The organism is Pseudomonas sp. FG86, from assembly GCF_057808775.1.
Map to the genome: position 1 here is coordinate 1 of NZ_JBMDIS010000125.1, position 13,011 is coordinate 13,011.

The following is a 13,011-nucleotide window of genomic DNA, read 5'->3' on the forward strand; positions in this document are numbered from 1 at the left end:
CGCCGGAAGTGGGGCGAATTATAGACTTCCAGAATCTGCCGTCAACCCTTTATTTGGAATTTCTATCAAACCACCGAAAACACCTGACATTCCTTCTATATAGGACGTGTGGCAGCGATAGTTGGGCAATATATTGCTCATTACTCAACAGTTCAGCATCATAGCGACCTCTGCTTCTCTACTATGACCTCGGACGACACACCTCAATGACCACCCCACCCCGCAGCCTGGCCTCGGCATTGTTTCCAGTAGGCCTGCTGTTAATCGCCATGGCCTCCATACAGTCCGGCGCTTCGCTGGCCAAGAGCATGTTCCCTATCATCGGCGCACAAGGCACCACGACCCTGCGCCTGATTTTCGCCAGCGTGATCATGCTGCTTCTATTACGCCCCTGGCGCGCAAAGCTGACGGCCAAGTCCCTGCGCACCGTAGTCGTCTATGGAATGGCGCTGGGCGGCATGAACTTCCTCTTCTATATGTCCTTGCGCACCGTCCCCCTGGGCATTGCAGTAGCACTCGAATTCACGGGCCCCCTCGCCGTGGCTATCTATGCATCACGGCGAGCGGTGGACTTCCTGTGGATTGCCCTCGCGATCATTGGCCTGCTCCTGCTGATCCCGATGGGGGAAGCCAGCAGTGGCATTGACTTGATCGGCGCGGGCTACGCATTGGGTGCGGGCGTCTGCTGGGCGCTGTATATCCTGTTTGGCCAAAAAGCCGGCAACGACAACGGCGTACAAACCGCCGCGCTGGGCGTCATGATTGCCGCCCTCTTCGTCGCACCGATTGGTATCGTCCATGCCGGTACTGCATTGCTGACACCCGCCCTGATCCCTATCGCCATTGGCGTCGCCATTCTGTCCACCGCCTTGCCCTATACCCTTGAAATGGTCGCCCTGACCCGACTACCCGCCCGCACCTTCGGCACGTTGATGAGCATCGAGCCCGCGTTCGGCGCGCTTTCCGGCCTGTTTTTCCTGCATGAGCACTTATCCCTCGCCCAATGGCTGGCCATCACCTGCATCATCCTGGCCTCCGTAGGCGCCACATTGACCATGCGCAATGAATCCAAACCACTGGTGCCCGCCGACTAATCATCTTTCGAGGTAGCTCTGGTATTTGCCGCTCATTTAGGCCATGTTTAGTCGGTAAACCAATGTCATTCATGGAGAATTTCGACAAGGACAGCCCGAACGCTACAATCGAGAGCGAGTAAGGCCAGCTCCAGGCTTTTTTGCGGAGCGGCTATTAAGGATAGGAATGAAGCGAATTTTGATACTGTTCATGGTCGTGGCCATTGCTGGCTGTGCCGCGACCACCAAGACAGAAGTGAAGCGGGGCAAAAAAGGGCTGCATATCAACTGTTCGGGCCTGTCGTCCTCCTGGGACCAGTGCTACACCAGTGCCACCAATTCTTGCGGAGCCAAGGGCTACCGGGTTATCGCCAAATCCGGTGACAATTCCGAGGAGCCTGGGGACTACCCCTTCGGCCTCAACCCTGCTGGCTACACCAGCCGCAGCATGATCGTCATCTGTAAGTAGTCACCCGAGCAGTCCCCTTCGACTGCTCCGATTAAATTCCTGACACAAACCTGCCCTTTGCGATGCTGTGGCTACACTCCTGCTCGATCACCGAGCCAAAGGAGTTCCCATGACGCACAACAAGAAAATCGTTTTGGTAGTGGGTGCGGGCGATGCAACCGGCAGCGCCATTGCCAAACGCTTTGCCCGCGAGGGGTATGTGGCCTGCGTCACCCGTCGCAGCGCCGACAAACTGCAGCCGCTGGTGGACAGCATCCAGCTGGCGGGCGGCCAAGCCCATGGTTTTGCTTGCGATGCACGCAAAGAAGAAGACGTTATCGCACTGATCGAACAGATCGAAAGCGAACTGGGCCCTATCGAAGTCCTCGTCTTCAATATCGGCGCCAACGTCCCCTGCAGCATCCTGGAAGAAACGGCGCGCAAATACTTCAAGATCTGGGAGATGGCGTGTTTCTCCGGATTCCTGAATGCCCGCGAAGTCGCCAAACGCATGGTTACGCGCAACCGCGGCACCATCCTGTTCACCGGCGCCACGGCAGGTCTACGTGGAGCTGCAGGGTTTGCCGCGTTCGCCGGCGCCAAGCACGGAATTCGCGCCCTCGCCCAAAGTATGGCGAGGGAATTAGGCCCCCGAGGTATCCACGTCGCCCACCTGGTGGTGGACGGCGCTATCGATACCGCGTTCATTCGCGACAATTTTCCGCAGAAATATGCCCTCAAGGATCAGGACGGCATTCTCAACCCCGACCATATCGCCGATAACTATTGGTTCCTACATAGCCAGCCACGGGACGCCTGGACTTTCGAACTGGACCTGCGCCCCTGGAACGAGCCCTGGTAGTCACGCCCTTCATAACAATAAGCAGCGAGCAGCAACCATGGATAAGACCCTGGAGTTCTTCTTCGACCTCGGCAGTCCCGCCACTTACCTGGCGTATACCCAACTCCCTGCCCTGTGCGCCGAAACCGGCGCACTGCTGGTGTATCGGCCAATACTATTAGGGGGCGTATTCAAGGCGACCGGCAACGCTTCCCCGATCACCGTCCCCGCCAAAGGTCGCTACCTGTTGGATGACCTGGCGCGATATGCCCGACGCTACAAGGTTGTGCTCAAGTTCAGCCCGCACTTCCCTATCAATACGCTGGTATTGATGAGGGCAGTTACCGGCATGCAAATGCACCAACCTGAACGCTTCCAGGCCTTCATCGACTGCCTGTTCCACGCCCTCTGGGTAGAAGGCCGTCATTTGGGAGACCCCGCCGCCGTGGCCACGGTCCTCACTGAGCAGGGTTTCGATCCGGAACAAGTATTGGCCCTGTCCAACGATGAAGTCGTAAAAGCCGCCCTCAAGGACAACACCGAACGAGCCGTTCAACGCGGGGTGTTTGGTGCGCCCAGCCTGTTTGTAAGAGATCAGTTGTTTTTCGGCCAGGACCGCCTGGAGTTTGTACGGGAAGCCCTTGGCTGAATTTCGATCGTCGACCGCCCTTGAACGTCCTCTTGCGAACCCGTCTTAGGCGGCAACGATTAATGGGGGCTCGGCATTGCGCTGTCGCCCCCCCCTGAACCGCAACCGATCAAATAGCGGCAGTGCGGACCTGCAACCACTCCAGCGCGGCACCGCTTAGCAACGGGCTCAAACGCTCCCGCACCTCGGCGTGGTAGGCGTTGAACCACTGGCGCTCATCAGCCGTCAACAACGACGGCTCCAGGCAACGTGTATCGATGGGGCACAAGGTCAGGGTTTCGAACGAGAGGAACTCACCAAACTCGGTCTTGCCCGCTTCACGGTTCAATACCAGGTTCTCGATGCGCACGCCCCAACGGCCCGGGCGATATGTACCGGGCTCAATCGAGGTGATCATGCCAGGCTGCATCGCGGTTTGCGGTGCGGTCGCGGCCTGATAGGCGATCACCTGTGGGCCCTCATGCACATTGAGGAAATAGCCTACGCCGTGACCGGTACCGTGGCCGTAGTCCACGCCCTCAGCCCAGATCGGCGCCCGCGCGATCGAATCCAACAGCGGCGAGAGGATACCCTTGGGGAAATGCGCACGGGACAGGGCGATCACACCTTTGAGTACCCGGGTACAGTCGCGCTTCTGCTCCTCGCTCGGCGTACCGATGGGCACCATCCGCGTGATATCCGTCGTGCCGCCCAGGTACTGGCCGCCCGAGTCGATCAACAGCAGGCCATCACCTTCGATCAGCGCGTGTTCTTCTTCAGTGGCATGGTAATGCGGCATGGCGCCGTTGGCGTTGAAGGCCGCAATAGTGTTGAAACTCAGTGAAACATAACCCGGGCGACGGGCGCGTGCCGCCGTTAAATGTTCGTCGATGGTCAGCTCGGTAATGCGTTCACGCCCCAGGGCGCTGTCGAGCCAGGCGAAGAATTCGCACAACGCCGCGCCATCCTGTTCCATGGCCTGGCGGATATGTTCGGCATCGGCCAAGCTCTTGCGAGACTTGGCCAGCGTGGTCGGGTTCAATCCTTCGACCAACTTGACCCCCGCATCGAGATGCTCGAGCAAACCGGCAGTCACACGTGCTGGATCAACCTGCAAACTGGCGCCCGGCGGCACGGCACGCAATGCATCAGCCACTTCGCTGTAATCGCGTAGCGTCACCCCATCCCGCGCCAACGTGGCACGCAACTCGGCATCGACCTTGCCCAGTGCCACGAACAAGGTGGCCTGCTGCTGATTGACCAGGGCAAAGGACACAAACACCGGGTTGAACGACACATCGCCGCCGCGCAGATTGAACAGCCACGCAATGTCGTCCAGCGTCGCAATGAAGTGCCAGTCGGCGCCCCGCTCTTTCAAGCTGCTGCGCAGTGCGGCAAGTTTCTCGCCACGGCTAACGGTGGCCTGGGGCGGCAGATGCGGGTAGATCGGTTGATTCGGCAACGGCGGCCGGTCTTGCCAGACCTCATTCAACAGGTCGATATCGGTACGCAAGCGCGCGCCACGCTCCGCCAGCTTGCTGCCCAGGGTTCGCGCCGAGGCCACGGCCATGACCGCACCGTCGACCGCCACCACACCGCCTTCCGGGGTTTGTTCGGCCAGCCATTCCAACGGACCGGGTTGGCCGGGTTGCAGTTTTACCAACTCGATACCGCTGCCCTTGAGCTCCTTGCTCGCCTGTTCCCAGTAACGGCTGTCAGCCCAGACACCGGCGAAGTCCGCGGTGACAATCAGTGTCCCGACCGAACCATGAAACCCCGACAACCACTGGCGACCCTGCCAGTAGCCGGGCAGGTATTCGGACAAGTGTGGATCGGCCGACGGCACCAGCAGGGCGTGAATGCCCTCGCGGCTCATCAGTTCACGGGTATGCGCAAGGCGCTGGGGCACCGTTCCATGGGTCAAAGGCTGCGTACTCATTGTGTCTCCTGCTAACCACGAATAATTGTTATGTGCTGCAAATGGATAATCAGACCGCCCAGAACGCCGGTGCACTGGCAAGGGCGGCCTTGATCAATTGCACAGCCTGGTCGATATCCTGTTCGGTGGTAAACCGGCCCAGGCTCAGGCGAATGGTTCGAGCGGCGGAGCGTGCATCATGGCCCAGCGCCAGAAGGACGTGGGACGGTGCATTGCTGGCCGAGTTGCAGGCCGACGTCGCCGAAAAGGCGATACCGGCACTCAGGGCGGCAGAATTGAATTCGCCTTCGCCGAACGTCAGGCTGAGGGTGTGCGGAATACGCTGCGCCGGGCTGCCATTGAGGCGTACGCCTGCCACCGGTGCCAACTGATCCAGCAGGCGCTGGCGCAAAGCCACGATCCGGGCCTTCTCCTCCGCAAAAGACTCCGCCGCCAAGGCAAACGCCGCCCCCATCCCCGCGATTTGATGCGTCGCCAGGGTGCCGGAACGCAAACCGCCCTCATGGCCACCGCCATGAATCTGCGCAGATACCTTCTGCTGGGCCCGAGGCCCGACATACAACGCGCCGATGCCCTTGGGACCGTACAGCTTGTGGGCGGAAAATGACATCAGGTCCACCGGCCATTGCGCCAGGTCGATAGCCACCTTGCCCGCCCCTTGCGCCGCGTCCACATGCAGCAACGCACCCTGCGCCCGCACTCGCGCGCCAATCGACGGAATGTCATTGAGGGTACCCAGTTCGTTGTTCACCAGCATCAGCGACACCAGGAAGGTGTCCTCACGCAAGGCTTCGCTGACCGCCTCGACACTGATCAAGCCATCGGCGTCCGGCACCAGGTAGGTCACGGCCACCCCGGCGTCCTGCAACTGCCGCGCGGTATCCAGGGTCGCCTTGTGCTCGATCTGGCTGGTGATGATATGCCCACCCGCCACGCCACGCGCCTGGGCCACGCCCTTGATCGCAAGGTTGTTGGATTCAGTGGCTCCGGACGTCCAGACGATCTGTCCTGGCTCGGCGCCCACCAGCTCGGCCACCTGGCGACGTGCCTGTTCAACCGTTTGCCGGGCCGCTTGGCCGAACGCATGGGAACTGGACGCAGGGTTGCCAAAGTTGGCATTGAAGCCCAGGCACTCGACCATCACCTGGATGACCCGCTCATCCACCGGCGTGGTGGCGGCGTAGTCGAAATACAGCGGACGTTTATTCATGACGTTAAAGACTCGCAGAGCAGGTTCCCGAGAGCAGCGTCTCAGGGGCATCGACCGGAACAGAGGTGGTCAGGTTTACCTGGTCAAATGCCATTAGAAAAGGATGACTTTATGTAAATGTGCGTAGGAACGCTCCTGAAATTCAGCTTAACAGGCTGAAGTCGCTCCATGGCAAACAAAAAACCCGAGATTCCTTAAGGGAAACCTCGGGTTCTTCAGCACGGCGCAGCCACTCAACTGGGGCGCCCATGCAAGGTCACGCTGCGCTCGGCATTCATTTCACCCTGGCGATCAAAACCGAAGGGCTTCTGTGGCTGGCCGGTCAGTGCGGCGCGCTGCTGTTGGTATTCATCAAACGACAAGCCGCGACGGCTCAGCGCTTCCAGAGCCAATTGCTTGGTTTCTTCAGCGGTGTAAGGACGTGATTCCGGCGAGGGATGTGTCGCACAGCCGGTGAGGAAGGAAGCGACAAGTAATACGCAAACAGCGAGTGACTGGTTCATGGCGAAGGCTCTGCGAAGGAGGTTTAAGTCAATGAACACAGGCTACTCCCGCCCCCGCACAGTGAAAAATCATCGTCCGTGATAGTCGCTATCACCCGCCGCGGCACCCTCGATAACCAAGCCCACATATTCTTTTACGATCTATTAATATGGAAATACGTTCATTTACGGAATAAAAACAACCCACTATAACTAGCTGCACGCCGGGCCCCAGTGTTCGCCAGGCAACTGTTGCGCAGGCAACAGTCATTCAACAATTCACCAGGCAGACAACAGCAACACTTTTCAGCAGTGAGCCTGTAACCCGCAGCCGGCAAGGCCTGCGCCCATTGGTACAGCTCTTGCTCAGCCCACGTACTTCACTCGCAATGAACCACTGTTGAAAAGGAACTGTTCATGACCCGTCCCCTGAATGTCGTTGCCCTCTCCGGCGGAACCTGGCGCCCGTCCCGTACCCTGGTGCTGACCCAAGCGGTACTCGCCGAACTGGCCAGCCTGCTGCCGATCCAGACCACCCTGATCGAACTGGGCGACATTGCCCGGCCACTGGGCGGCGCGCTGTCGCGCGATGAGCTGCCAGCAGAGATCGAAGCGCAACTGGTGGCCATCGAGCAAGCCGACCTGCTGATCGTCGCCGCACCGGTCTATCGCGGCTCCTACCCCGGCCTGCTCAAGCACCTGTTCGACCTGGTCGGCCTGAACGCGCTGATCAACACGCCGATATTGCTCGCAGCCACCGGCGGCAGTGAACGCCATGCACTGGTCCTTGATCACCAACTGCGGCCGTTATTCAGCTTCTTCCAAGCCTTGACCTTGCCGATTGGCGTGTATGCCACCGAGGCCGACTTCACCGACTACCAAATAACCAGCGAGCCCTTGAAGGGCCGTATTCGTCTTGCTGCAGAACGCGCGGCGCCCTTGTTTGCCGCGCACTCCACTTCTCTGCTGAAAATCGCTTAAGGATTTGTCATGGATGTTTTCTGGTTCCTGCCAACACATGGCGACGGTCATTACCTGGGCACGACCCAAGGTGCGCGGCCAGTCACCCTCAACTATCTGAAACAGGTCGCCCAAGCGGCTGACAGCCTCGGCTACTACGGCGTACTGATTCCAACCGGCCGCTCGTGCGAAGACTCCTGGGTCATCGCCTCGGCGTTGGTCCCCCTGACAGAACGCCTGCGCTACCTGGTGGCGATTCGCCCGGGCATCATCTCGCCCACGGTGTCGGCGCGCATGGCGGCGACCCTCGATCGCCTGTCCAATGGCCGCTTGCTGATCAACGTGGTGACTGGCGGTGACCCCGACGAAAACCGTGGCGACGGCAGCTTCCTCGATCACAGCGAGCGCTATGAAGTCAGCGACGAATTCCTCAAGATCTGGCGCCGTGTGTTGCAGGGCGAATCGGTGGACTTTGAGGGTAAGCACCTGCGCGTGCAGAATGCCAAGGCGCTTTACCCGCCCGTGCAGAAGCCGTACCCACCGCTGTATTTCGGCGGTTCCTCGGACGCCGCCCATGACCTCGCCGCCGAACAGGTGGACGTGTACCTGACCTGGGGCGAACCCCCGGCCGCCGTCGCGGAAAAACTCGCGGATGTGCGTGAACGGGCCGCGCGTCATGGCCGCACCGTGAAGTTCGGCATCCGCCTGCATGTGATCGTGCGCGAGACCGAAGAAGACGCCTGGAAAGCCGCCGACAAACTGATCGAGCACATCAGCGACGACACCATCGCCGCGGCACAAAAATCGTTTTCGCGCTTTGACTCCGAAGGCCAGCGCCGCATGGCCGCCCTGCACGACGGGCGCCGCGACAACCTGGAAATCGCCCCCAACCTGTGGGCCGGTGTCGGCCTGGTACGCGGTGGTGCCGGTACCGCGCTGGTGGGCAACCCGCAGCAAGTGGCCGAGCGCATCAAGGAATACGCAGACCTGGGCATCGAGAGCTTTATCTTCTCCGGCTACCCGCACCTGGAAGAGGCGTATCGCTTTGCCGAGTTGGTGTTCCCGTTATTGCCGGAACCTTATGCCAGCCTGGCCGGGCGCGGCATCACCAACCTGACGGGGCCGTTCGGCGAAATGATCGCCAACGATGTACTGCCCGCCAAGCCCTGAGATCAATGAAGCCTGCCTTAGGTGGGAGGCGGCTTGCCCCCGTTTGCGGCGGGTCAGCCACGTAACTGGCAACTGACACACCGCTATCGGGGCAAGCCCGCTCCCACCTTTGGCCTTCATTGCCAAATAGACATTGAGGAACACCGCGTGACAGCCAAACCCCACAGCGTCCTGCCCTCCCCTTTGCAGACCGCCAAGTTGCTGGCCGCCGATTTCGCCCTCACCGCCGTCGAACGCGACGAACGCGGTGGCACGCCGAAAACCGAACGGGATGCCCTGCGCCAAAGCGGCCTGCTGGCCCTGAGTATTCCCACCCAATACGGTGGCCTCGGCGCACGTTGGAGTGACACCCTGGGCATCGTGCGCGAGTTCGCCAAGGTCGACAGCTCAATCGCCCATGTCTTCGGCTTCCACCACCTGATGCTCGCCACCGTGCGCCTGTTTTCGCGCCAGGACCAATGGCAACCCTGGTTCGAACAGACCGCGCGCCAGAACTGGTTCTGGGGCAACGCCCTCAACCCGCTGGACACACGCACGGTAGTCAAGGATTTCGGCGGCTGGCGCGAATTTTCCGGCAAGAAGAGCTTCTGCTCCGGCGCCAGCGATTCAGAAATGCTCATCGCCTCGGCCGTGGATGAAAGCGCTGGCGGCAAGTTGCTGATCGCCGCCATCCCCAGCGGGCGCAGCGGCATCACCCTGCACAACGACTGGAACAATATCGGCCAGCGCCAGACCGACAGCGGCAGTGCCAGCTTCGAACGGGTACGCGTGGAGGAGTCGGAACTGCTACTCGACCCCGGCCCGCTGAGCACACCCTTCGCCTGTCTGCGCCCACTGATCGCCCAGCTGACCTTTACCCATATGTTCCTCGGGATTGCCGAAGGGGCCTTCGAAGAAGCACGCCATTACACCCTGACCGAAACCCGTTCGTGGCACAAATCCAGCGCCGAGGACGTGCGCCAGGACCCTTACGTGCTGCACCACTACGGTGAGTTCTGGGTGGCCCTGGAAGGTGTGCGCCTGCTGGTGGAACGCGCCGCCGAATTGCTCGACCACGCCTGGGCCAAAGGCCCCGGCCTCAGCGAAAACGAACGCGGCCAACTGGCCATCGCGATCGCCACCGCCAAGGTTGCCGCCACCCGCCAAGGCCTGGAGCTGTGCAGCCGCCTGTTTGAAGTCACCGGCGCGCGCTCCACCCATGCTTCGCTGCGCCTGGACCGCCATTGGCGCAACCTGCGCACGCAAACCCTGCACGACCCCGTGGACTACAAACTCCACGAACTCGGGGACTGGGCGTTGAACCAATCCCTGCCGACTCCCACGTTCTATTCCTAAGAGAGGTGCCCATGCAGCTTTTAACCCTACCGCCCTCGCCCGCCCTCGCGACCTCGATCCGCGCCACAGCCCAGGTCTTCGAAGACCCGAAATCCCAGGCGCTGCTCGACCATATCCAGCAAGTGGCGCCCAGCGAAGCCAGCGTGCTGATCATCGGCGAGACCGGCACCGGTAAAGAGCTGGTGGCGCGCCATATTCATAACCTCAGCGCACGACGCAACCGGCCGTTCGTGGCGGTGAACTGCGGGGCTTTCTCTGAATCCCTGGTGGAGGCCGAATTGTTCGGCCATGAAAAAGGCGCCTTTACCGGTGCCCTCAGCGCCAAGGCCGGCTGGTTCGAAGAGGCTGACGGCGGCACCTTGTTCCTCGATGAAATCGGCGATTTGCCGATGGCGATCCAGGTCAAATTGTTGCGGGTATTGCAGGAACGGGAAGTGGTGCGCCTCGGTTCGCGCAAAAGCATTCCCATTGATGTGCGTGTGCTCGCCGCGACCAACGTGCAACTGGAAAAAGCCATCAATGCCGGGCATTTCCGCGAAGACCTCTACTATCGGCTCGATGTGGTCAGCCTGGAACTCAGCCCGCTGCGCGAGCGGCCCGGCGATATCCTGCCGCTGACCCGGCATTTTATCGAAGCCTATAGCCAGCGCCTGGGCTATGGCCCGATCACCATCAGCCGCGAAGCCGAGCACAAACTCAAAAGCTACAGCTGGCCGGGCAACATCCGCGAACTGGAAAACGTGATCCACCACACTCTGCTGATCTGCCGCAATGGCGTGATCGAACGCGACGACCTGCGCCTGTCGAACATGCGTATCGAGCGCCAGGACGACAGCCAGCACAACACCGACAACAGTGCCGAAGCCTTGCTTGAACGGGCCTTTCAAAAACTGTTCGAAGAACAGGCCGGCGCCCTGCATGAAAAGGTCGAAGACGCGTTACTACGCGCCGCCTACCGGTTCAGCCATTACAACCAGGTCCATACCGCCAACCTGCTGGGCCTGAGCCGCAACGTCACACGCACGCGCCTGATCAAGATCGGCGAGTTGGCGGTAAACAAGCGCCGCCCCGGCGAAAACGTGCAAGGCGAGCGCATGCTGCACCTATCCATTTAGGCGACAGTGCAACGCGTTGTCATGGCTGCGCTCGAAACTGCGCAGCACCTGGAACGAACCGAAGGTCACGGCCGTGGCCTGGTGGGCGCGAATCAATGTCCAGAAATCTTCCTCTCCATGCTCGAAACACTTGAAGGCCGCCTCGCCGTCTTCACGCGAGCGCCATTGCAGGTAATTGAGCACCCGTCGTCCGTCATCGCTGACCTGCACACTCGCATTGATAAAGCCGCCATGGCCCTGGGCCAGACGTTCGCTCTGAATAGTCAGGGCTGCCACCAGGGCAAATTGTTGCCGGGGTTCGATCTGAAACTCGATCAATTGAGTGAAGCTGCGATTTTTCTCTGATACCTGCATGAACACTCCCCTTTCTCTGTAGGCAGAATCTTGCGATTCGATGCCACGCAGGGTAAAACCTCTAGTTAAGTCAAGGTCAAGCGCTTCTCTGGAGTTTTTCATGCTCAACAAGGAACTCACCGTCGGCCAATTGGCCGCGCGCAGTGGCGTTGCGGTCACGGCGCTGCACTTCTATGAATCCAAAGGGTTGATCAAGAGCAACCGTAACGCTGGCAACCAGCGCCGTTACCCACGGGATGTATTGCGGCGCGTGGTGGTGATCAAGATCGCCCAGCGCTTGGGCATTCCCCTGGCGACGATTGGCCAGGCATTACAGACGCTGCCGGATGGTCGTACGCCGACCACTGAGGATTGGGAGCGTTTGTCGGCGCTGTGGCGAGAGGATCTGGATGAGCGCATCAACAAGTTGATACTGCTGCGCGACAAGCTCAGTGGTTGTATTGGCTGCGGGTGTTTGTCGCTGCAAGCGTGCCCGCTGCGTAATCAGGCTGACCAGCTCGGTGAACATGGGCCTGGGGCCCAGCTGTTGGAACCCACGCCGCAATCCTGAGTTGGGAATGCGCCCCCCCTTTGATCGCCATGGGTTTTAGAAACCCGGTGCGATATCACTTTCGTCACGCGTCAGGATGAACTGGCGCAGTTCACCGCGATTGAACGCCTTGCCGCCACGGCATGCACAGGTCGCCGATGCTGTCCGGCCGACACCTCGTCGGCTGCCTGCAAGCCACGATCGGCGTGGCCTATAGTGAAAAGGCCGTCCCTCCACAACCACAATCAAGGAGAACGATATGAGCGTTAAGCCTATTCCCGAGGGCTACCACAGCGTCACGCCTTATATGGGCATCGACAAAGCGAGTGATGCCATCGATTTCTACAAAAAAGCCTTTGGCGCCACACAAGTCATGCGCCTGGATATGCCCGATGGCAAAGTCGGCCATGCCGAGCTGCGCATTGGCGACTCGGCGATCATGCTGGGCTCACCCTGCGAGGAAATGGCCCTGCGTAATCCGGGCGAGCACACCAGTGTCGGTTTGCACCTGTATGTGAACGATGTGGACGCGCAATTCAAGCAAGCCGTGGCGGCAGGCGCCACCGTAGTGTCCGAACCGAAGGACCAGTTTTATGGCGACCGGTCGGCGAGCGTGAAGGATCCGTTCGGTCACCTGTGGTTCCTGGCCACGCGCAAGGAGGATTTGACCGAAGCACAGATCCGCGAACGTGCCATGGACATGTTCAAGCAAGGCTGAAGTCCATGAGGCGATACAACTTGCTCCTGATAACGGTGGATCAGTTGACATTTAATTGACTGATGTACCGCCATCGGGAGCAAACCTCCTCTTATAAAACAAAATAACTTATTGATTATTAAGAATTAAAATCTTCCCTTAAACGACCGCATTTTTGTGGCAAGCGGGCTTGTTGTGGCGAGCGGGCTTGCCCCGCGTTGGGCTGCGCA

The 13,011-nt window shown here is 60.0% G+C and carries 14 protein-coding genes; 10 read left to right on the forward strand and 4 right to left on the reverse strand.

Annotation, left to right across the window (positions count from 1 at the left end):
- Nucleotides 1-206: 206 nt before the first annotated feature.
- The 4 genes from rhtA to ACODSV_RS34010 all read left to right on the forward strand — a co-directional run bounded on the left by rhtA (nucleotide 207) and on the right by ACODSV_RS34010 (nucleotide 3,011).
- Nucleotides 207-1,094: a threonine/homoserine exporter RhtA gene (gene rhtA / locus ACODSV_RS33995; RefSeq protein ID WP_150055128.1), complete on the forward strand. Its 888-nt coding sequence runs from the start codon at nucleotides 207-209 to the stop codon at nucleotides 1,092-1,094.
- A 166-nt stretch (nucleotides 1,095-1,260) separates the two neighbouring features.
- Nucleotides 1,261-1,542 carry a hypothetical protein gene (locus ACODSV_RS34000; RefSeq protein WP_024074413.1) on the forward strand — a complete coding sequence of 94 codons (282 nt, stop codon included), beginning with the start codon at nucleotides 1,261-1,263 and terminating at the stop codon, nucleotides 1,540-1,542.
- 109 nt (nucleotides 1,543-1,651) lie between these two features.
- Nucleotides 1,652-2,383: an SDR family oxidoreductase gene (locus ACODSV_RS34005; RefSeq protein ID WP_150055127.1), complete on the forward strand. Its 732-nt coding sequence runs from the start codon at nucleotides 1,652-1,654 to the stop codon at nucleotides 2,381-2,383.
- A 37-nt stretch (nucleotides 2,384-2,420) separates the two neighbouring features.
- Nucleotides 2,421-3,011: a 2-hydroxychromene-2-carboxylate isomerase gene (locus tag ACODSV_RS34010; protein ID WP_150055126.1), complete on the forward strand. Its 591-nt coding sequence runs from the start codon at nucleotides 2,421-2,423 to the stop codon at nucleotides 3,009-3,011.
- Nucleotides 3,012-3,120: 109 nt separating this feature from the next.
- Here ACODSV_RS34010 and ACODSV_RS34015 read toward each other — a convergent pair whose 3' ends face one another.
- The 3 genes from ACODSV_RS34015 to ACODSV_RS34025 all read right to left on the reverse strand — a co-directional run bounded on the left by ACODSV_RS34015 (nucleotide 3,121) and on the right by ACODSV_RS34025 (nucleotide 6,642).
- Nucleotides 3,121-4,929 (reverse strand): aminopeptidase P family protein, encoded by a 1,809-nt coding sequence (locus tag ACODSV_RS34015; RefSeq protein ID WP_024074410.1) that lies wholly within the window; start codon nucleotides 4,927-4,929, stop codon nucleotides 3,121-3,123.
- 49 nt (nucleotides 4,930-4,978) lie between these two features.
- Complete coding sequence (locus ACODSV_RS34020; protein WP_150055125.1) at nucleotides 4,979-6,139, reverse strand: cysteine desulfurase family protein; 1,161 nt, start codon at nucleotides 6,137-6,139, stop codon at nucleotides 4,979-4,981.
- 233 nt (nucleotides 6,140-6,372) lie between these two features.
- Nucleotides 6,373-6,642 (reverse strand): hypothetical protein, encoded by a 270-nt coding sequence (locus ACODSV_RS34025; RefSeq protein ID WP_024074408.1) that lies wholly within the window; start codon nucleotides 6,640-6,642, stop codon nucleotides 6,373-6,375.
- Between the two features lie 396 nt (nucleotides 6,643-7,038).
- On the opposite strand from ACODSV_RS34025, the gene msuE reads away from it, so the two are divergent.
- The 4 genes from msuE to ACODSV_RS34045 all read left to right on the forward strand — a co-directional run bounded on the left by msuE (nucleotide 7,039) and on the right by ACODSV_RS34045 (nucleotide 11,201).
- Nucleotides 7,039-7,602 (forward strand): FMN reductase, encoded by a 564-nt coding sequence (gene msuE / locus ACODSV_RS34030; protein ID WP_150095523.1) that lies wholly within the window; start codon nucleotides 7,039-7,041, stop codon nucleotides 7,600-7,602.
- Between the two features lie 9 nt (nucleotides 7,603-7,611).
- Nucleotides 7,612-8,751 (forward strand): FMNH2-dependent alkanesulfonate monooxygenase, encoded by a 1,140-nt coding sequence (gene ssuD / locus ACODSV_RS34035; RefSeq protein ID WP_024074406.1) that lies wholly within the window; start codon nucleotides 7,612-7,614, stop codon nucleotides 8,749-8,751.
- Between the two features lie 147 nt (nucleotides 8,752-8,898).
- Complete coding sequence (locus ACODSV_RS34040) at nucleotides 8,899-10,086, forward strand: acyl-CoA dehydrogenase family protein (RefSeq protein ID WP_102624995.1); 1,188 nt, start codon at nucleotides 8,899-8,901, stop codon at nucleotides 10,084-10,086.
- A gap of 11 nt (nucleotides 10,087-10,097) precedes the next feature.
- Nucleotides 10,098-11,201: a sigma-54 interaction domain-containing protein gene (locus tag ACODSV_RS34045; RefSeq protein ID WP_024074404.1), complete on the forward strand. Its 1,104-nt coding sequence runs from the start codon at nucleotides 10,098-10,100 to the stop codon at nucleotides 11,199-11,201.
- Here the strand turns inward: ACODSV_RS34045 and ACODSV_RS34050 are convergent.
- On the reverse strand, nucleotides 11,190-11,555 hold the full coding sequence (locus ACODSV_RS34050; protein WP_150055158.1) for an antibiotic biosynthesis monooxygenase: 366 nt from the start codon (nucleotides 11,553-11,555) through the stop codon (nucleotides 11,190-11,192). The two genes, ACODSV_RS34045 and ACODSV_RS34050, sit on opposite strands and share 12 nt — an antisense overlap.
- A gap of 100 nt (nucleotides 11,556-11,655) precedes the next feature.
- On the opposite strand from ACODSV_RS34050, the gene soxR reads away from it, so the two are divergent.
- Nucleotides 11,656-12,105 (forward strand): redox-sensitive transcriptional activator SoxR, encoded by a 450-nt coding sequence (gene soxR / locus ACODSV_RS34055; protein ID WP_024074402.1) that lies wholly within the window; start codon nucleotides 11,656-11,658, stop codon nucleotides 12,103-12,105.
- A 238-nt stretch (nucleotides 12,106-12,343) separates the two neighbouring features.
- Nucleotides 12,344-12,802 carry a VOC family protein gene (locus tag ACODSV_RS34060; protein ID WP_024074401.1) on the forward strand — a complete coding sequence of 153 codons (459 nt, stop codon included), beginning with the start codon at nucleotides 12,344-12,346 and terminating at the stop codon, nucleotides 12,800-12,802.
- Nucleotides 12,803-13,011 lie beyond the last annotated feature (209 nt).